The 19264-nt window shown below is 63.3% G+C and carries 19 protein-coding genes; 9 read left to right on the forward strand and 10 right to left on the reverse strand.

Annotated elements, in window-relative coordinates; all coding sequences use genetic code 11:
- The 3 genes from NKH89_RS23375 to NKH89_RS23385 all read right to left on the reverse strand — a co-directional run bounded on the left by NKH89_RS23375 (nt 1) and on the right by NKH89_RS23385 (nt 3308).
- Nucleotides 1-1182, reverse strand: coding sequence for an MFS transporter (locus NKH89_RS23375; protein WP_023719343.1), 1182 nt, complete (start codon nt 1180-1182; stop codon nt 1-3).
- A 128-nt stretch (nt 1183-1310) separates the two neighbouring features.
- The gene (locus tag NKH89_RS23380; protein WP_023678301.1) at nt 1311-1520 is read right to left on the reverse strand and encodes a DUF2061 domain-containing protein; all 210 of its coding nucleotides are present in this window, start codon (nt 1518-1520) and stop codon (nt 1311-1313) included.
- 123 nt (nt 1521-1643) lie between these two features.
- Complete coding sequence (locus NKH89_RS23385; protein ID WP_023719342.1) at nt 1644-3308, reverse strand: Na/Pi cotransporter family protein; 1665 nt, start codon at nt 3306-3308, stop codon at nt 1644-1646.
- A gap of 378 nt (nt 3309-3686) precedes the next feature.
- On the opposite strand from NKH89_RS23385, the gene NKH89_RS23390 reads away from it, so the two are divergent.
- From NKH89_RS23390 to NKH89_RS23410, 5 genes are all read left to right on the forward strand, one after another.
- The gene (locus NKH89_RS23390; protein ID WP_352910099.1) at nt 3687-4076 is read left to right on the forward strand and encodes an RcnB family protein; all 390 of its coding nucleotides are present in this window, start codon (nt 3687-3689) and stop codon (nt 4074-4076) included.
- A gap of 158 nt (nt 4077-4234) precedes the next feature.
- Nucleotides 4235-6211, forward strand: a complete 1977-nt coding sequence (gene dnaG / locus NKH89_RS23395) for a DNA primase (protein ID WP_352494942.1) — start codon at nt 4235-4237, stop codon at nt 6209-6211.
- A gap of 373 nt (nt 6212-6584) precedes the next feature.
- Entirely contained in the window at nt 6585-8606 is a 2022-nt protein-coding gene (gene rpoD, locus NKH89_RS23400) for an RNA polymerase sigma factor RpoD (RefSeq protein ID WP_023719339.1), read from the forward strand.
- A 205-nt stretch (nt 8607-8811) separates the two neighbouring features.
- Nucleotides 8812-9105 (forward strand): GYD domain-containing protein, encoded by a 294-nt coding sequence (locus NKH89_RS23405; RefSeq protein WP_023719338.1) that lies wholly within the window; start codon nt 8812-8814, stop codon nt 9103-9105.
- Between the two features lie 236 nt (nt 9106-9341).
- Nucleotides 9342-9722, forward strand: a complete 381-nt coding sequence (locus NKH89_RS23410; RefSeq protein WP_352910102.1) for a thiol-disulfide oxidoreductase DCC family protein — start codon at nt 9342-9344, stop codon at nt 9720-9722.
- A 62-nt stretch (nt 9723-9784) separates the two neighbouring features.
- Here the strand turns inward: NKH89_RS23410 and NKH89_RS23415 are convergent, their stop codons facing one another.
- Nucleotides 9785-10042: a DUF2798 domain-containing protein gene (locus NKH89_RS23415; RefSeq protein ID WP_023719336.1), complete on the reverse strand. Its 258-nt coding sequence runs from the start codon at nt 10040-10042 to the stop codon at nt 9785-9787.
- A gap of 272 nt (nt 10043-10314) precedes the next feature.
- Here NKH89_RS23415 and NKH89_RS23420 point away from each other — a divergent pair, with 272 nt between their 5' ends.
- Both NKH89_RS23420 and NKH89_RS23425 read left to right on the forward strand, forming a co-directional pair.
- A complete protein-coding gene (locus tag NKH89_RS23420) occupies nt 10315-10998 on the forward strand; it encodes a PadR family transcriptional regulator (protein ID WP_023719335.1) in 684 nt (227 codons plus the stop codon).
- Nucleotides 10999-11111: 113 nt separating this feature from the next.
- On the forward strand, nt 11112-11402 hold the full coding sequence (locus NKH89_RS23425) for an HlyU family transcriptional regulator (protein ID WP_023719334.1): 291 nt from the start codon (nt 11112-11114) through the stop codon (nt 11400-11402).
- Between the two features lie 7 nt (nt 11403-11409).
- Here the strand turns inward: NKH89_RS23425 and NKH89_RS23430 are convergent, their stop codons facing one another.
- Genes NKH89_RS23430 through NKH89_RS23445 form a run of 4 tightly spaced genes read right to left on the reverse strand, consistent with a single transcriptional unit; the run spans nt 11410 to nt 16141 of the window.
- Entirely contained in the window at nt 11410-13986 is a 2577-nt protein-coding gene (locus NKH89_RS23430) for a polynucleotide kinase-phosphatase (RefSeq protein WP_352910104.1), read from the reverse strand.
- Nucleotides 13983-14471 (reverse strand): hypothetical protein, encoded by a 489-nt coding sequence (locus NKH89_RS23435; protein ID WP_352910107.1) that lies wholly within the window; start codon nt 14469-14471, stop codon nt 13983-13985. The genes NKH89_RS23430 and NKH89_RS23435 overlap by 4 nt, the downstream gene beginning before the upstream one ends.
- Nucleotides 14387-15448 (reverse strand): 3' terminal RNA ribose 2'-O-methyltransferase Hen1, encoded by a 1062-nt coding sequence (locus NKH89_RS23440; RefSeq protein ID WP_352910109.1) that lies wholly within the window; start codon nt 15446-15448, stop codon nt 14387-14389. The genes NKH89_RS23435 and NKH89_RS23440 overlap by 85 nt, the downstream gene beginning before the upstream one ends.
- 48 nt (nt 15449-15496) lie before the next feature.
- Nucleotides 15497-16141 carry an FMN-dependent NADH-azoreductase gene (locus NKH89_RS23445; RefSeq protein ID WP_023719333.1) on the reverse strand — a complete coding sequence of 215 codons (645 nt, stop codon included), beginning with the start codon at nt 16139-16141 and terminating at the stop codon, nt 15497-15499.
- A gap of 109 nt (nt 16142-16250) precedes the next feature.
- On the opposite strand from NKH89_RS23445, the gene NKH89_RS23450 reads away from it, so the two are divergent.
- A complete protein-coding gene (locus NKH89_RS23450; protein WP_352639934.1) occupies nt 16251-17207 on the forward strand; it encodes a LysR family transcriptional regulator in 957 nt (318 codons plus the stop codon).
- Here NKH89_RS23450 and NKH89_RS23455 read toward each other — a convergent pair.
- Nucleotides 17167-17766 carry a TetR/AcrR family transcriptional regulator gene (locus NKH89_RS23455; protein ID WP_352910112.1) on the reverse strand — a complete coding sequence of 200 codons (600 nt, stop codon included), beginning with the start codon at nt 17764-17766 and terminating at the stop codon, nt 17167-17169. The two genes, NKH89_RS23450 and NKH89_RS23455, sit on opposite strands and share 41 nt — an antisense overlap.
- Nucleotides 17767-17832: 66 nt before the next feature.
- On the opposite strand from NKH89_RS23455, the gene NKH89_RS23460 reads away from it, so the two are divergent.
- Nucleotides 17833-18258 (forward strand): VOC family protein, encoded by a 426-nt coding sequence (locus NKH89_RS23460; protein WP_352483190.1) that lies wholly within the window; start codon nt 17833-17835, stop codon nt 18256-18258.
- Here the strand turns inward: NKH89_RS23460 and NKH89_RS23465 are convergent.
- Nucleotides 18255-19205, reverse strand: coding sequence for a S1C family serine protease (locus NKH89_RS23465; RefSeq protein WP_352494948.1), 951 nt, complete (start codon nt 19203-19205; stop codon nt 18255-18257). The two genes, NKH89_RS23460 and NKH89_RS23465, sit on opposite strands and share 4 nt — an antisense overlap.
- Nucleotides 19206-19264: the final 59 nt, after the last annotated feature.

Consider the following 19264-nt stretch of genomic DNA (forward strand, 5'->3'; position numbering starts at 1 on the left):
CTATTCGGCGGCAGCCGGCAGCGGCGGCGCCGCCCGGCTCCGCCATTCCCAGACATGCGAGGCAAGCGCAACCGCGACCGCGACCAGCATGGCGATCGCGCCAACCACCGGCAAGCTGCGATAGCCATAGCCGGCATTGAGCATCGCCGCGCCGAGCGATGCGGCGAGCGCGATGCCGACATTGAAGCCTGACGGAATGAGCGACGAGGCGAGATTGGAGGCGTCCGCGGTCCAGGTCAGGATGCGGGTCTGGATCGGCGTGCCGATGGCGAAGTTGAGGCCGCCCCAGACGAAGATCGCCATCACCATCGGCAGTGGGTAAGGACTGACGGCGTAGATCGAGGCGAGCATCGCCGCCTGCAGGAATAGCATTGCGATGAGCGACGGCATCAGCTTCCAGTCGGCGAGGCGCCCGCCGACGAAGACGCCGATTGTAGCGCCGACACCGTTGAGCAGGAGCACCCAAGGTATCCATTTCTCGTCGAGGCCGGTGACCTCAAGCAGCGTCGGCGTGATGTAGGTGAACAGGCCGAACTGGCCGATCATCAGCATCAGCATCATGATGAGCGAGGTCCAGACCTGCTGGCGTGCGAGCACGCGTACCTCGCTGCCAAGGCTGACGGACGGGCTCGACGATCCTGTCTTGCGCGGCAGCAGGGCGCCGATGGCGGCGAAGGCCACCACGCCGAGAGCGCACATCACCCAGAATGTCGCACGCCATCCCCAGATGTTGCCGATTGCCGTGCCGGCCGGAACGCCGATGACATTCGATACGGTGAGGCCGGACAGGATCAGCGCCACCGCCATGCCGCGCTGGTCTTCGCGCACGAGGCCGACGGCCACCACCATGGCAACGCCGAAATAGGCGCCGTGTGCCACGGCCACCGCAATCCGCAACAGCAGCATCGAGGCGAAGTCGGGCGCCAGCGCGCAGGCCGCCTGGCCGATGGTAAAGGCTGCAGTCAGTCCAAGCAGCAGGGCCTTGCGGGAGAACCTTTTGGTGGCGAGCGCCAGCAGCGGGCCGCCGACTGCAATGCCGCCGGCATAGCCGGAAACGAGATAGCCGGCGGTCGGGATCGCGACGCCAAGGCCATCCGCCACCTGCGGCAGCACGCCGGCGATGACGAATTCGGTGGTGCCGAAGGCAAAGGCGGCAATGAACAGGGCAATGAGGGGAAGCATGGCGGGAAGGCGATCCTCGGATAAGGTGACCTCAAACCACGGATAAGGGCACCGGGCAATTCAGAAATTGGCGACGCCGCTTTAGATTTTCTTTGTCACCGGTCAGGTGCCGGCCGCGGCGGCAAGAGCTACGCGGCCGCCTTCCTTCCGTAAGGAATTTTCAGCCACGCCCGCTCATGAAGGTAGTAGAGCAGCGACTTGGTGACGACCTCGGTCAGGCCGATGGCCGCAGCGAGCTTGATGCTTCCCGTCACGACGAGCGAAATGATCATCGTGTCGATGGTACCGGTGACACGCCAGGAAAGCGCCTTGGCGAAGCTGCGAGAATGGGTGTCCATCTACTTTCCTTCCGGTAGATCTGGCGATCTTTAGCCGACAGACAGGAGGTGGCGCAAAGGTAATTTTGCGCATTGGCTCACAGCATAGGCGAGCTTCTGAAGCTACCGGCCTGTGGACGCAATCTATCCGGCCTTCAGCCGCGAACCGGTTAGCAGGCCGCGTTCCTCAAGCACGGGATAGGCCATCGAGGCGAGCAGCGAGTTGATCTGCTTGAGGTCGCGAATGGTGTCGAGATGGATGGAGCTGGTCTCGACGCTCTTGGCGGTGCCGTCGCGCAGCCGCACGAAATGGCTCTGGCTGGTTTCCTTCTCGCGGTCGCGCAGCCGGTCCTTTTCCAGCACCAACTGGCGAGCGGTCTCCGGATCGCGGGACACCAGGACGTTGAAGGCCAGCCTGGCATTGGCAAGCACCAAGGCGTGGAAGGCGCAAAGCTCGCGCCAGCCTTCCGGCGTGAACTCCAGTCCGCGCTCGAATTTCTTCTTCACATGGACCAGCATGTTGCGCACGATGATGTCGCCGACCTGCTCCAGCTTGACGCAGGCGCCGATCAACTCCTGGCAACGCAGGGCCTCGTCCTCGCTCAGCGGGTTCTTGGTGACCTTGGCGAGATAGAGCTTGATCGCCGCGTGCTTCCTGTCGACACGGTCGTCGAGCGCGGCCAGCGCACTGATCTTGTCGGCGTCGGCGCTCTCATAGAGTTCGATGATCCGTTTCAGCATGATCTCGACCGTCTCGCAGACCCGCACTACCTCGCGGGTGGCATTGGCGAGTGCTTGGCTCGGCACGTCGAGCGCACTTTCGTTGAGCGCCGAAAGCTCGATGACGTCGAGCGCGTTGGCGGGCTGGGGCCTGGTGCCCAGCGCCACGATCTTTTCCGAGGCACGATAGACCAGGCGCGCCAGCGGCAGGCCGGCGATCAGGATCAGGATGTTGAAGACGATGTGGGCATTGACGATCTGCTCGGGCACGGTGCTGCCCAAGAAGGCGACTGGCGGCTTGAACGTCAGGAACAGGATCAGCATGATCAGAGAGCCCATGCCGCGCATCAGGAGATTGCCGATCGGCACGATGCGAACGCCGGGTTCTGCGTTGCGGGTTAGAAGCGGCGCGATGATCGAAGAGCCGAGATTGACGCCGAGCACCAGCACGATGCCGAGTTCGGGCGGGATGAAACCGCGGCCGGCGAGCGTCACCATAAGCAGCACCGCGGCGATCGAGGAATGGAACAGCCAGGTGACCAACGCCGCCAGAAGGTAGGCGGTGACCGGATCGCCGGAGAAGTAATCGACGATGAGCGGCATCAGCGTGCTCTGGCGCAGCGGCTCCGACGCCTGGCCGATCATCTCCAGCGACAGAAGCAGCAGGCCGATGCCGACCAGGATGCGGCCGAACTGGCGCCAGTCGCGCCGCTCGGTGGCCATGAACATGACGGTGCCGGCGACCAGGCAGACCGGTACCAGCAGCGACAGATCGAAGGTAAGCAGCTTGACCACCAGCGCCGAGCCGATCTCGGCACCGCGCACCGCAAGCTGGCCCGACATGCCGCTGACAATGCCGGAGCCGGCGAATGAGCCGACCAGCAAGGTAACGGCGGTCGAGCTTTGCAGCGCGACCGCCAGGCCGCAGCCGGCCAGAACCGCCATGAAGGGATTGCGCATGGTGGCGCGCAGTTTGTGGCGCAGCACATCGCCATAGGCGCGCTCGACGCCGGTCTTCACCAAACGGGTGGCAAACAGCATCAGTGCGACCGCACCGGCAAGGTGCAGCAAAACGACCGAGCCGCTCATGCCCGACCCCGCAACCCGACCGGTATCAGCGACGCGGGCGCCGTGACGTCACGAGGGCAAAAGTGGGCGCGAATCGTGGACATTGCAGAGGTTGATATTACTCCGATTTATTTTAGCCGAATAATAAATTTTGCCCGGTTCGGACGAGTGTTGCCCCGCGACGGGGCGTGTCGGAAATGGATGGCCGGCAAAATGGTTGCATTGCCCGCGGAGTTACGGAGGGTCATGCGTCCGTGCTCGGACAGCCGCTTTAAAGGTAGTGCTGAATTAGGCGTGCTAAATGTAGGAAATCATTACGAAAACGTAATCTCTGCGTTCAGTTTCGGTTCATCCTTCCGGCTCTATTCCAGAGGCATCGACAACCAAGGAGTACCCGCTATGAAACGCATCGTTCTTTCCGCCATTGCCTTCTCGATGCTGGCTGCAACGGCCTTGCAGGGCCAGGCTGCACCATTGAACCCACCAAACGCACCGCAATCGAGTTATAGCCAGGTCGACTGGCAAAAGCCCGGCAGGCATGTCGACGTGAACAAGCATGTCGAGGTGAACAAGCGCGTCATAGTGACGAAAAAGATCGTGGTGAAGCGCAGCCATTGGCGCAACGGCCAGAGATATTCCAGCTGGAAGCGTCACCAGCCGATCCGCGACTATCGCCACTACGGCTTGCGCCGTCCCGGTCCCGGCCAGGAGTGGATCCGGGTCGGCAACGACTATCTGCTGGTCAGCAACCTCTCGGGCCTGATCTTCGGCGCTATCGCCGCGCAGTAGGTGCGGAACGGCTGACCGGCGCTGCGCCGGATTAGATCGAGAAGGCGGCCCGCAGGCCGCCTTCTCTTTTTGGCCTGTGAAAACCGGGTATGGTTCCGCATTAGGAGTCGTCGGGCTTGGCCCGTGTGATTATATGGAGGCCAAACGAGCTGTCCCTCATGCGCTTTCCGCCTGCTTTCCTCGACGAGATCCGCGACCGCGTGCCGATTTCTTCGGTGATCGGCCAGCGCGTCGCGTGGGACAGGAAAAAGACAAACGCGCCGCGCGGTGATTATTGGGCGTGCTGTCCGTTCCATGGCGAGAAGAGCCCGTCCTTCCATTGCGAGGACAAGAAGGGCCGCTATCACTGTTTCGGCTGCTCGGTTTCGGGCGACCATTTCAAGTTCTTGACCGAACTCGACGGGATGAGCTTTCCCGAGGCCGTCGAGAAGATCGCCGACATGGCCGGCGTGCCGATGCCGGTTCGCGACGCCGATGAGGAACGGCGCGAAAAGGAACGCGCCAGCCTGACCGATGTCATGGAGATGGCGACGGTGTTCTTCCAGGAACGGCTGCAGGGACCGGAAGGCGCAAAGGCCCGCGCCTATCTGCGCGACCGGGGACTGACACCGGCGACGCAGCAGTCCTTCCGCCTCGGCTATGCGCCCGACAGCCGCAACGCGCTGAAGGAGCATCTTGCCGCCAAGGGCGTCCCCAAGGCCGACATCGAGGCGTGCGGGCTGGTGCGCCATGGCGACGACGTCCCCGTTTCCTACGATTGGTTCCGCGACCGCATTATGTTCCCGATCCCGGATTCCAGGGGCAAGATCATCGCCTTCGGCGGGCGGGCGCTAGCGCCGGATGCGCTGGCCAAATATATGAACTCGCCCGATACGGAGCTCTTCCACAAGGGCAACGTGCTCTACAATTTCGCTCGTGCACGCCAAGTGCTGGGAAAGGGGGCGCTGGGAAAGGGGGCGCTGGCCAAGGGCGGCACGGTCATTGCCGTCGAAGGCTACATGGATGTGATCGCGCTGGCGCAGGCCGGCTTCGAAAACGTGGTGGCGCCGCTCGGCACCGCATTGACTGAAAACCAGCTCGAACTTCTATGGCGCATGGCCGGCGAGCCGGTGCTGTGCTTCGACGGCGACCACGCCGGGTTGAAGGCAGCATGGCGCGCCGCCGACATGGCGCTGCCGGCGGTCCAGGCGGGCCGCTCGGTTCGCTTCGCCCTGCTGCCGGAGGGCAAGGATCCCGACGATCTGGTCAAGGGTGACGGACCGGATGCGTTCCGCGCCGTGCTTTCCGAGGCGCGGCCGCTGGCCGACCTCTTGTGGATGCGCGAGACGGCCGGCGGCATCTTCGACACGCCGGAACGGCGAGCCGAGCTCGAAAAGACGCTGCGCGAACTGACCAGCCGTATCCGCGACGAGAGCCTTCGCTATCACTACCAACAGGAAATGCGCGAGCGGGTGCAGAGCTTCTTCGGTGCCCAGCGCGGACGCCAGGGGCGTCAGGACGGACGGCCCGGCGAACGTTTCCAGGGCAAGGGTTCAGCACCCGGCGGACAGTTTGCGCGCGGCGGCAATGCCGGTGGGCGCACCGCGATCACCGAAAGCCTCGGTCGCTCGGCGTTGGTCAAGCGCGGCGGCGAGGGCATGTCGGTACGCGAGGCGACGATCATTGCCGCCCTCGTCAACCATCCCGTGCTGATCGACGAGAATTTCGCCCATGTCGAGTTCCTCGATCTCGCCAACTCCGATCTGAAGCGGCTGCATGCGGCGATCCTCGACGCCATGGCGCATGATATGGCCAATGACCGCGACGCGGTGATCGCGACGATCGAGCGGGCCGGCTGCGGGGAGATCTGGCAGCGTGCGGTGGCGCTGATCAAACGTGCGCGGCAATGGCCGGCGCTGGAAACGGCGGCACTCGACGATGCCCGCGATGCGTTCAGCCAGGCCCTCCACTTGCAGCGCAGCGCGCGCACCTTACATAAGGAGCTGAAGCAGGCGGAAGCAGCGCTCGCCAGCGACCCCACGGACGAAAACTACCGGCACCTGGTCGAAATCCAGGCGCAATTTCGTGATGTGCAGGCAACGGAAGCGCTGATCGAAGGGTTTGGCGTATCGTCGGGCAGGGCTGGGCGCGTTTAGATCGAAGCCTCCAGAAGACTGAATGTAAGGACGTGCTTGCGCGTCGAATCAAGCGTGCGGCGCTCTAAGTCGGGTAATTGATTCGCTTTTTTCATGCGAATCATGCGAGAGGCGCTTGACCTTCCGGCAGAATGGCGGAATCAGGTCGATTCGAAACGTTAACCCGCCCCGGCATCGACGGGAATGCAGCGATGTAAGGTACTGATCACTGGACAGGCAGTCAGCTTGCCACAGATATCAGGGTTAATCTGGACTTAACGAGAGATGCAGTTACTGGCCCGGTAAAGCGCGTTCTGGAAAGAGCGCATCCAATTTGACCGGACCGGCAGCTTACGCGGCTTTGATACTCAGCCGCTTGGAGAAAATAAAGACTATGGCGACAAAAGAAAAGGAAGAAGTCGAGACCGAACGCGAGGCCGCGACCGATGGCCCTCTGCTCGACCTTTCCGACGATGCTGTCAAGAAGATGATCAAGGCCGCCAAGAAGCGCGGCTATGTCACCATGGACGAGCTGAATTCGGTGCTGCCCTCGGAGGAAGTGACCTCCGAGCAGATCGAGGACACGATGGCCATGCTTTCCGACATGGGCATCAACGTGGTCGAGGACGACGAGCAGGGCGAGGAGCCCGAAGCCGCCGATACCGCCGCTGACGCCGAGGAGGATGCCAACGAGCTGGCCGAGCAGACCGGCACCGCCGTCGCCGCCACCACGACCAAAAAAGAGCCGACCGACCGCACCGACGATCCGGTTCGCATGTATCTGCGCGAGATGGGCTCGGTGGAGCTTCTGTCGCGCGAGGGCGAAATCGCGATCGCCAAGCGCATCGAGGCCGGCCGCGAGACGATGATCGCGGGCCTCTGCGAAAGTCCGCTGACCTTCCAGGCCATCATCATCTGGCGCGACGAGCTCAACGAATCGAAGATCCTGCTGCGCGAGATCATCGACCTCGAGGCGACCTATGCCGGGCCGGAGGCCAAGCAGGCGCCGGTGGTCGAGCGTATCGAGGAAGCCAAGACCGAGGAAAAGCCGCGCCGTTCGCGCGAGGACGAGGACGACATCACCAATGTCGGCGGCGACACCCGTGGCCTGGTGGACGACGACGAGGAGGACGATGACGAGGCGAGCCTGTCGCTGGCGGCGATGGAAGCGGAACTGCGCCCGCAGGTGATGGAGACGCTCGACGTCATTGCCGACACCTATAAGAAGCTGCGCAAGCTGCAGGACCAGCAGGTCGAGAACCGGCTGGCCGCCGCCGGCACGCTGTCGCCAAGCCAGGACCGTCGGCTCAAGGAGCTGAAGGACCAGCTGATCAAGGCGGTGAAGTCGCTGTCCTTGAACACGGCGCGCATCGAGGCGCTGGTCGAGCAGCTCTACGACATCAACAAGCGCCTGGTGCAGAACGAGGGCAAGCTGTTGCGGCTGGCCGAAAGCTATGGCGTGCGCCGCGAGGAGTTCCTCAAGGAATATCAGGGCTCGGAGCTCGATCCGAACTGGACGCGTTCGATCGGCAATCTGACCTCGCGCGGCTGGAAGGAGTTCACCAAGAACGAGAAGGACGCCATCCGCGACCTGCGCGCCGAGATCCAGAACCTCGCCACCGAGACGGCGATTTCGATCCAGGAATTCCGCAAGATCGTCAACCAGGTGCAGAAGGGCGAGCGCGAAGCCGCGATCGCCAAGAAGGAAATGGTCGAGGCCAATCTGCGTCTCGTCATCTCCATCGCCAAGAAATACACCAATCGCGGCCTGCAGTTCCTCGACCTGATCCAGGAAGGCAATATCGGCCTGATGAAGGCGGTCGACAAATTCGAATACCGCCGCGGCTACAAGTTCTCGACCTACGCGACATGGTGGATCCGGCAGGCGATCACCCGTTCGATCGCCGACCAGGCGCGCACCATCCGCATTCCGGTGCACATGATCGAAACGATCAACAAGATCGTACGCACCTCGCGTCAGATGCTGCATGAGATCGGCCGTGAGCCGACGCCGGAAGAACTGGCGGAAAAGCTCGCAATGCCGCTGGAAAAAGTGCGCAAGGTGCTGAAGATCGCCAAGGAGCCGATCTCGCTCGAAACGCCGGTCGGCGACGAGGAGGATTCGCATCTCGGCGATTTCATCGAGGACAAGATGGCGATCCTGCCGATCGACGCGGCGATCCAGGCCAATTTGCGCGAGACGACGACGCGCGTGCTGGCCTCGCTGACGCCGCGCGAAGAGCGCGTGCTCAGAATGCGCTTCGGCATCGGCATGAACACCGACCACACGCTTGAGGAGGTCGGCCAGCAGTTCTCGGTCACCCGCGAGCGCATCCGCCAGATCGAAGCCAAGGCGCTGCGCAAGCTCAAGCACCCGAGCCGGTCGCGCAAGCTCAGAAGCTTCCTCGACAGCTGAGTCTGGGTGACGGATAAGCAGTTTAAAGGGCGCCGGTGGCGTCCTTTTCCGTTTGGGCACAGGCGATCACGATTGGACGCGCCGCTCTTGCGGGTCGTGCCCTACGAGAGGATAATTCCGCGACGGATGCATTTTCTGGGCGACAAACCCGGATGCCCGCCCCGGCTGTGACGCCGTGCTCCGTGGCCCCGGAGGGAGGTGTGCCATGACAACTTACATCGTGCTGATCAACTGGACGGAGCAAGGCGCCAAAAACGTGCGCGAGTCGCCGAAGCGGCTCGATGCCGCCAAGAAGCTGTTGGGAGACATGGGCGGGTCCTTCAAGGCATTTTATCTCACCATGGGGGATTGCGACATGGTGGCGGTGGTCGAAGCCCCCGACGATGCCGTACTAGCTCGTTTCTCGCTGATGCTGGCGGCGGGCGGAAACGTCAGGACGCGGACACTCAAGGCTTTCCCGGAGGATGCCTATCGCGAGATCATTACCTCGCTCGGCTGAGTGCCGTGCCTGAAGCGCGTCGCGCTTGAACGGCCTCTTGCGACGCGCTTTACGCTCTTCTTTTTAAACAGGTCGGTATGGCAAACCGCCGCGCACCCTCGGGCCAGGCCCGAGGACATGTTTTTGGGGCGACGTGCATTAGCCGAAGCCGGGACATTCCGCGGTGTCGCGTCACGTTGCGGCGCAACGGCATTTGCTGGATAGTCGTCGCACGTCCTCCGCTGGTGTTGCGAACCATGGCCAAGCCTCTGCTGACCGTCTGGTACAATACGCGCTGTCCGGTCTGCGATGCCGGCATCAGCCGGCAGAAGCGGCGGCTGATCGAAGCGGTCAAGGCGGAGCGGATCGAATTTCGCGACATCAATGCCGAACCGACGGCGCTGGCCCGCTACGGCATCGGGCTGGAGGATATCCGGCGCCGGCTGCATGCGACCGACGCCGGTGGCAAATTGCTGGTCGGCGCCGATGTTGCCGTTGCGGTTTGGCTGATAACGCCGGGCGAGGGCTGGTTGGCGACGCTGTTTGGCAATCCCGCCACGCTGCCGTTGACGCGCTATGCCTATGATCGCTTCGCCGATCTGCTCTATGCCTGGAACCGCCGCAAAGGCCGTTGGTGATAGTGTCCGTTCACTTCGCACTGAAAGACCCGTAAGTTGCTTCGGGCCCTTGGCGCAGCCTGCTATCGAGCCACGGGCTCGCAAAGCCAGCCAACGATGCGGCGCACCGCCGGCAGCAACAGCAGCAGCGTCGGAAAGGCCACCATCCAGGACAGGCCCCAAGCCGTCAGCCAGGTGGCCGGCAGGTCGGGCTGGAAGCCAAGGCTTTTCAGTGTCGAGATGAACGACACGATGAACGTCATCAGCAACGACAGCACCAGCGGGCCGAGGACGGCGGCATAGCGCGCAGGCAGCTTCCTGCGCGGGGTTTTCATGGTCATTTGGATTTTTCCCTGAAGCATCCGGTCCGTCGCATTGGCATCCATTCGCCGGTCTTCCGGCGTAACTGCCCGGAAACGACCGGGGTGGATGCGTTGCTTCACGTCAGACGCTTACGGAGGGGTCTTCGACCCTCACGCGCTTCCTAGCTGCCCTTGCCGGCGAAATCAATCCTGCTGGCGCATTTTCAGATACATCGTAAGATATATCTTGACTCGATCGTGGCGAGCACCTAATTGAGATATATCGTAAGACATAACTCAAGGAGCAGACAATGCACAAAGACAATCATTTCGGGCATCATCGTTTTGGCGAACACGCCGAGCGCGTTTTCATGCATATGGCCGGCAAGTTCGGCGGACGCGGCGGGTTCGGCCCGTTCGGGCATGGCATGAGAGGCGGCGGCGGACGCGGCGGACCAGGCGACATGTTCCGCGCCGGGCGTATGCTGGCTGACGGCGATCTCAAGCTGATCACGCTGTCGCTGCTGGCCGAGGCGCCGCGGCACGGCTACGACATCATCAAGGCGCTGGAGGAGCGCACCAGCGGCGTCTACAGCCCGAGCCCCGGCGTCGTCTATCCGACGCTGACCTTCCTGGAAGAGGCCGGCTATGCCGTTTCTGCGGCGGAAGGCAACAAGAAGGTGTTTTCGATCACCGAGGCAGGGCAGGCGCATCTCAACGAAAATCGCGAGATGATCGACCACGTGCTCGACCATCTCGAGCGCTTCGGCCGCAAGATGGCGAAGGCGCGCGAGTGGTTCGGCTGGAACGATGACGGCGACGGTGGCCGGCGCGGCCGCGGCCGCTCGGAAAAGCGCGACGAATTCCGCGCCGTGCGCCACCGGCTGCGCGCCGCGCTCGGCGAAATCGTAGATGCGCCTGAAGCAAAGCAGGCCGAGGCAATCAGCATATTGGAAGCTGCCGCAGAGGCCCTGGAAGCGCTGTCGCGCGACTGACCCCTGAGTGCCAAGCCAGCTGCGGCCCTTGCCCGCTCGGCCAAGGACCGGTACTGAAAATCATCCTGCACCACGCTATGTGGTGCAGGATGATTGCCGTTGGAGGATACCCCATGTCTTTTCTGAAGCGTCTTTTCGGCGGCGGCAACGAAGCCGCTGAGCCAAAGACAGCGGCGCCGGTAAAGCAAATCGAGCACAAGGGATTTTTGATCAGCGCCACGCCCTACAAGGCGGAGGGCCAGTACCAGACCTGCGGCGTGGTTTCGAAGGAGATCGACGGCGTGATGAAGGAGCACAAATTCATCCGCGCCGATCGCTTTGCCGGGCTTGATGACGCTGTCGACATCTCGATCAAGAAGGGCATCCAGCTGGTCGATGAGCAAGGCGAGAAGATCTTCGGGTAGATCGTTATTACAGCCTTGGGTCGATTGGCTCGCTTTCCAGCGCCAGCACGGCGAAGACACACTCGTGAACGCGGCGTAGCGGCTGCTTGGCGACAAATCGCGTCAGCGCCTCGTGACCGAGCGCGAACTCCCTGAGTGCCAGGCTGCGCTTGCCGCTCAGGCCGCGTTCTCGCAGGCGGATGAGATTGTCCGGCGCGTCATATTCGGGACCATAGATGATGCGCAAATATTCCGGGCCGCGGACCTTCAGCGCCGGCTGGATGAGTCCCTTCTTGCCACGGCTGACGAAGTCGCGTGGTTTGACCACCATGCCTTCGCCGCCCGAGCCAGTCAGCGCCTCCCACCAGGCAATAGCCTCCGCACACGCGCTGCCGTCGGCCAGATCAACCGTACGCCATCGGGTCGGCGTGACCACGCCAACATGGGCAGCCAGACGGTCCGCGAGCGACATGTGCCAGACATGATCCTGGTCAAACCAAACACGTCCCTCGCTGGCGAGCAGGTGGAAAGGCGCGACCTTAAGGTCGTCGACGCCGGAGACCGGCCACACGTAAGGCGCCCAGGCCGTGGCGTATTTAGCCGCACGGGCGGCCCGGTCTTCAAGGCGTGCGTTCAGGCCGGCCGCATCGACGCCGCGCGCCATCGCACGGGCTAGCGCCTCGCGGCTGACCTTGAAACCGGCGGCTGAGGATGTCGCCACCGGCGCATACTGGCTTTCGATCAGGCTGCCGGCCTTTGCCGCCCAAGGCATTATCTCGGTGTCCAGCAGCAGCCAGTCGCTGTTCAATTCCGTCCACAGATCCGCCGCGTCGACCTCGACCCGGAGACGGGCGAGCAGGCCTTCCGTCATGGTGCCGTCGTTGAAAAAGGAACGTCCGGTGCGGGTCCAGATTGCGCCGGTCTCGTCGCCCGGGATCCCGAAGCGGCTGCGCGCCGCCTGCGCGTTCCGGCACAGCGCGACCACCGCCCGCGAACCCATATGCTTTTCCTCGCACACGACCTGGGCGACGTCGCGTTCGCGGAAATAAGCGAAGGCATCTTCCGGACGTTCCAGCCAGCCGTGTTGGCTGCTGGTCTCGGACGGCGACATGGTCGGCGGCAGATAGATCAGCCATTGCGGCGACAGCGCGAAGCGGCTCATCACTTCCAGTGCCGCCGAGGCGTTCTCCTCGGCCACCACAATCCGGCCCCTCAGCCCGGTCTCGATCCAGCGGCGACCGGAGACATCCTGGTAATCGAGCACGCCGTCGGCGTCGGCCTGTGCCGATTTGCCCAGACAGGACCCGCCCAGCGGACGTATCGGCTCCGACCATGTCTGGATTGCCGGCACCTCTACTAGTTCGCGTTCCGGCCAGCGTAAGGCCGTCAGCTTGCCGCCGAACACGCATCCAGTGTCGATACACAGGGTGTTGTTGACCCACTCGGCCGACAGCGTTGGCGTATGTCCATAAATTGCGGCTGTCTTGCCACGGTAGGCTGCGGCCCAGTCCGCGCGGACGGGCAGCCCGAACTCGTCAGTCTCGCCTGTGGTCTCGCCGTACAGAGCGAACTCGCGCACGGCGCCGGAGCCGCGTCCGATCATTTCCTCCTTGAGACCGGCGTGGGCGACGGCGAGGTGTCCGCCGTCCAGCCAGACGTGGCTGCGCAGGCCGTCGAGAAAGGCCGGCAGCGCCTCTCGCAGGCCGCGGTCCTGCGTGTTCAACTGGTCGATCGTCTGCTCGAGGCCGTGGGCGACCGTGACCTTGCGACCTTCCAGCCAGCTGCCGAGTTTGCGTTCATGGTTGCCCTGGACACAATAGGCGGTCCCGGCCGCGACCATGCTCATGGCGATGCGCAGTACGTCGGGCGAGTTGGGGCCGCGATCGACGAGGTCGCCGACAAAGACGATCTTGCGGCCCTGCGGCGGGATCACAGTGGCCGTTCGGTCGCCCTGATGTTCAGACCAGGCGACGCTGTAGCCCAGTCGAGCGAGCAGCATCTGAAGTTCATCCGAACAGCCGTGGATGTCGCCAATGATATCGAACGGGCCGTGGTCGTCGCGCTTGTCGGTCCATAGCGGCTGCCGCGACACCTCGGCCGCGTCGATGCTGGCCTCGCTGGTAAGCGTCCAGACCTGGCGGAAGCCCTCGCGTTGCAGGCCGCCAAGACCCTTGCGGATCTCGGTTGTCATGCGCTGGGCGACCCCGGCGCCGACCGGCCGGTCGGCTCGCACCGCATTGCGTGCGACGCACACCTCGACGCCTGGATCGAGGACCACGGCGACGGGCAAAGCGTGCCACTTGCGCGCCAGCTCAATCCAGGCCTTGCGGTCGGCGGCTCGCACGTTGGTGGCGTCGATGACGGCCAGCCTGCGGTGTTTAAGCCGCTTGCCGGCTATTTCGCGCACCAGATCGAAGGCATCTGCAGAGACGTCCTGGTCGGTCTCATCGTCGGAGACCAGCGCCCGGCACTGATCCGAGGAGATGATCTCGGTCGGCAGAAAATGCCTGGCCGCGAAAGTCGACTTGCCCGATCCGGTCGAGCCGATCAGCACGACGAGGGCAAAGTCAGGAATGGCGAGATCGGTCTTGTCCAGTTCTCTCATCGGGTGAACACCGCCATCTGCGTGGGCGCGCCGAGGGTAGAATCCTGGGCTCCGATACCGCTGAAGGTGGCTGCATAGCCATAGATCTCACCGATTTTGGCCGCCCAGGTTTCGAACTGAGCCCGGCTCCATTCGAAACGGTGATCGGGATGGCGAAATGCGCCAGGGGCCAATCTGGGAAACAGAGCGTTGTAGTCCGCGTTCGGAGTGGTCACGATGACGGATTTAGGCGCCGTCTCGCCGAAAACGATGCGTTCGACCAGAGGCAGCCTGTCCTCGTCGAGATGCTCGATGACCTCGACCAGCACGGCGACGTCGGCTGCCGCCCAGCGGCCGTCCCGGTATGTCAGAGATCCGTGCAGCAGCGTAACCCGGCCCTCGGGCGGCCCGCCAAACTCGTTCAGCTTGAGACGCTTTGCAGCCCATTCCAGTTCGCGTGCCGCTGGATCCAACCCGAACAGCTTATGGACCCATCGCTCGCGCACGAGCCGATAAAGTAGCTTGCCTTCGCCGCATCCCAGGTCCGCAACCGTGGTTGCACCCGTTGCCTGGATGGCTCGGACAACAGCTTCCATGCGCAGATCGTTGAGCCGGATCGGCGTCTCCAGCGCTTCCTCAGGTGTGACACGCAGTTCGGGCGGCAAAGTGTCTCCCTGGCCGTTTCAGGAACCAGTCGTTCCAGAGCCATGCGGGCCAAGGCACCGCGGTTGCGCAAGTATCGGCGAACTATCAGGTCCTTGGCGGGATGTTTTTCCAGCCAGCCCTCTCCCTTGGACAGCAGCTTGTCGACCTCTGCTTCGCCGACCCAATAATGCTTGGCATCGTCCATCACCGGGATCAGCACGTAGAGGTGGTTCAACAAGGCGCTGAGCCGGCCCGTGCCGGTCAGCTTCAGATGGCCGTACCGGGACTCGCCTGCACCAGACCCGATTCCCTCGATTGGCGTCAGATCGACTGTCCAGCCCAAGGGTTCGAACAGGCTTCGAACCAGAGCCTCACCGCCGCGCATCGGCAGTGGAGTCACGACTGCCTCCAGCGGCAGTTCGCCGCTAGCCAGTTCCTGGCGCTCCTTTGACATTCCGGTCATCGCCGTCCGCAGCATTTTGTTTAGCGCCACGGACAGGAAAGACGATGCCGCGTAAGGCCGGTCGTTCACATATTGGTCCAGCAAGCCTTCCGCCCGCCCCTTGCCGCGCACTAGCCCTATCGGGTCGACATCGAGCAGGAGTGCTGCCTCGCAACGCTCTTCGGTCGCTTCGGGATAGAATAGCCACCCTTTGCCAAAGGAGAGGTCGGTCTCGTGCAAACGATCGGGATGCTTGTGCAGCAGGAAACCGAGATCGGTGGCCGGACGGTGCGTTGTGGCAACGGACAGGAACATCCGCGACCGATAGCGCAGACAAGCGGAATAACCAATGGCAGTTGTTGGCCCACCACAATAGGTTGTCGCCAACGACAGCAAGGGCAGGCACCGAGCGCCTGCCCTTGTTCAATTCAAACGATGCTGGCTTTACGCCGCGGCGGCGACGCGCTCGGCGCTTCCGGTTGCAGCCACAATGGCGTCGACCTTGGTCGAGGCCTTGGCCAGCGCTGCTGCTACCGCATCGGCGCCCATGCCGACTCCTTCGATGCGGATGACCTCCACATCGGTCATGCCGAGAAAGCCGAGCACGCTGCGCAGGTAGGGAATGGCATGATCGAACTGCACGGCTGCACCTTCGGAATAGATGCCGCCCGAGGCCAGCACGATATAGACTTTCTTGCCGGTGACGAGGCCTTTCGGGCCAGCATCGCCATAAGCAAAGGTTTTACCGGAGCGGGCGACGTGGTCGACCCAGGATTTCAGCGTCGACGAGATGTTGAAGTTGATGAAGCCAGTGGCGAGAATGACGGTGTCGGCCGCAAACAGCTCGTCCAGTACAGTATCGGAAACGCCGACGACCTCAGCCTGGCGCTGGGTGCGCGCTTCGGCCGGCGTATAGATGCCGGTCGAATAGTCGGGGTCGATATGCGGCAGCGGGTTGGCGACGAGGTCGCGGGCGACAAGCTTGGCCGAAGGATCGGCGGCAAGCAGTTTGTCGGCGAGTTCGTTGGCGACACGGGTCGAGTGCGAGGCGGCGCCGCGTGGGCTGGATGTGACAAGAAGGATGGACATGGTGACTCTCCAAGGTTGGATTAAAATCTCCCGGCAAATATGTGTGCGCAGACCCATTTGAAAAACTGGTATATTTTGTATATGATCCATCTAAATTGTGGATTGAAAGATGCAGCCCAACCCGACGCTTGACCAACTGCAGATCCTGGTTGCGGTGGCCGACACCGGTTCCTTCTCGGCTGCCGGCCGTAAGCTCAACCGCGCGCAGTCGGTCATCAGCTACGCCATTGCCAACCTCGAAGCGCAGCTTGGGCTGAAGCTGTTTGAGCGTGAGGGCACGCGTGAGCCGCAACTGACCGATGTCGGCAAGGCGACGCTGGAAGATGCGCGGCGCATGGTCGGCGTGCTGCAACGCATCCGCTCGCGTATCGACGGATATCGGCAGGGATTGGAGGCGGAAGTTGCGCTGTCGGTCGACGTGACGCTACCGTCGCCGGTGCTGGTTCGGGTGCTAAAGGCATTCGAGGTGCAGTTTCCGGCCGTGACACTGCGTCTGCATATCGGCTCGCTTGGCCTTATCCTCGATCATGTTGTCGGCGGACAGGCCGATCTCGGCATCGGAGGGCTTCTGGGCGAGGCGGACGTGAATCTGCTGCGCATCGGTTTCTTCTCCCTGGTGCCGGCCGCAGCGCCTGATCACCCGCTGGCGCTGCTGCCCAGACCAGTGGCGCTGGAGGATGTCCGCGAACACATCCAACTGGTCGTCTCGGACCAGTCCGAGCGTACGCGCGGGCGCGACTATGGCGTCTTCGCCTACCGCACTTGGCGGCTGACGGATGTGCGCACCAAGCACGTGCTGATGCGCGAGGGGCTGGGCTGGGGCGGGCTGCCGCGATGGCTGATTGCCGATGATCTGGCGAACGGCCGGCTCGTCGAACTCGATCTCGAGCCTTACAGCGAAGTCCGCTCGCCGCTTTATGCCATGCACCGCGCCGATCGCAGCCCGAAACCGGCGGCCGCCTGGCTGATCGATCAGTTCAAGCGCCAGCTTGGTTGTTTCAACGAATTCGAGCCGGGTGAGGTGCCTAAGGAGGAGCCGGAGACAGACCGTCGATCAGCGCGATGAGAACGGCGCGATAGTCCTCGATCGATGCTCCAGCTTCAATGGCGAGCGCTGCGCGGTCGAAGGCAGCGGCGAGCAAAGCGGTCAGTGCTTCCACAGGCAATCTCGTCATAGAGTGCGAGCGCATCGCGGCAACAAGGCCCTCACGCAGCGAACGGTTGCCATGGCGATTGTCGATCGCATCCATGGCGGCGCGGCCGAGCACGGCGGGGCCATCAAGCAGCAAGAGCCGAGTTCGGCCGGGGGCGCGCATGGCAGCCAGATAGGCATCCGAGCCGGCAATCAGCGCATCGCGGGCAAATACCGAAGGCGGCGACGCGCGTTCGATCTCTTCCGCCACGGCTTGCGCCTCCTGTTCGACCACAGCGGCAAACAGCGCCTGCTTGTCTGCAAAGTGATGATAAAGCGCGCCGCGCGTTACGCCGGCAGCGGCGACGATCTCGGGTGTGCTGGTCTCGGCATAGGATTTTTCGGTGAACAGTTTTCGCGCCGCAGCGATGAGCTCGGCGCGTGTCGCTTCGGTGCGATCACGGTTGGAGCGGCGAGCGGATCGCTGTTGCATACATTCAGCCTGTATGTTAGTTACATTTACATGCAGATTGTATGGTGTTCGCCGGGAGAAGGAAAGATGAGGACGACGAGCTATTATCCGGTGCTGATGACGGGCGATGTTGCCGGCACTGCAGCCTTTTATGTCGCGCATTTCGGCTTCAAGCCGCTGTTCGAGGCCGACTGGTACATCCATCTGCGCTCAGCCGAAGATCGCCGCGTCAACCTCGGCATCGTCCAGGGCGATCATGAGACGATCCCGGAGGAGGGGCGGGGCCGCGCGTCTGGCGTGCTGATCAATTTCGAGGTCAGGGACCCGGATGCCGTCTATGAGCGGATCACCGCCGCCGGCCTGCCGATCCTGCTAACGCTGCGCGACGAACCCTTCGGCCAGCGCCATTTCATCACCAAGGATCCCAACGGCGTGCTGATCGACGTGATCAGGCCGATCCCGCCGAGCCCGGAATTCCTGGCGCAATATGCGCAGGGTGCTGCAGCGAGCTAGCTTGCCCTCGCCAACGGCATCACCGTGACCTGGGCAATGCCGGAGCGGCGCACCACCGTGCACAGTGTCTCGCGGCCGATGCGCTCGGCGTCGAGCATGCGCACAAGATCGTCGACGCCGGTGACCGGGCGGCCGTCGATGGCGACAATAATGTCGCCTTCCCTGAGGCCGGCCTTGTCCGCCGGGCTGTTCTTCTCGACGCTGCGCAGGCGCACCGCCGTGCTGCTCGACACTTGCGACAAGAGTGCTGCGCGGCGCGGCAGGTTGGTGGTGTCGGCGGAAACGCCGATGAAGGCGCGGCGCACGCGGCCGAAGCGGATGATCTCCGAGATGACGAAATTGGCGGTGTTGGAGGCAACCGCGAACGCGATGCCTTGCGCTCCGTGGATCATCGCGGTGTTGACGCCGATCACCTCGCCGGCCGAGGACACCAGCGGTCCGCCGGAATTGCCGGGGTTGAGCGCGGCGTCAGTCTGGATGACGTCGTCGATCAGCCGGCCGGTGGAGGCACGCATCGAGCGGCCGAGCGCCGAGACGACGCCGGTGGTGACGGTCCATTCGAAGCCGAGCGGGTTGCCGATGGCAATTGCAATCTGGCCGCGCCTCAAACGCTTGGAATCGCCAAGCGGCGCAACGTCGGCAAAGTTGCCGTCGGCGCGCACCAGCGCAATGTCGGTGTCGGGGTCGCGGCCGAGCACGCGGCCTTCCCTGGAGGCGCCGTCCGGCATCGACACGCGCACACTGCGCGCATCGCCGACGACGTGGAAGTTGGTGACGACCAGCCCGTCCGGCGCGATGACGAAGCCTGAGCCATGGCCGCCCGGGCCACCGACACGCTCGATGCGGCAGACGGCGGGCCCGATGCGGTCGACGGCATCGGCGACCGTCGCCGAATAGGCATCGAGAAGGGCATCGTCATATTGCAATTGCTGGGCGGGCAGGGCCATCTGCGGGGCTCCGTAGCTTTTGGAACAAGATGAACAATGCCTATATGTGCGGAGCGGCC

The sequence above is a fragment of the Mesorhizobium sp. M0923 genome (assembly GCF_040319365.1).
Classification (GTDB): domain Bacteria; phylum Pseudomonadota; class Alphaproteobacteria; order Rhizobiales; family Rhizobiaceae; genus Mesorhizobium.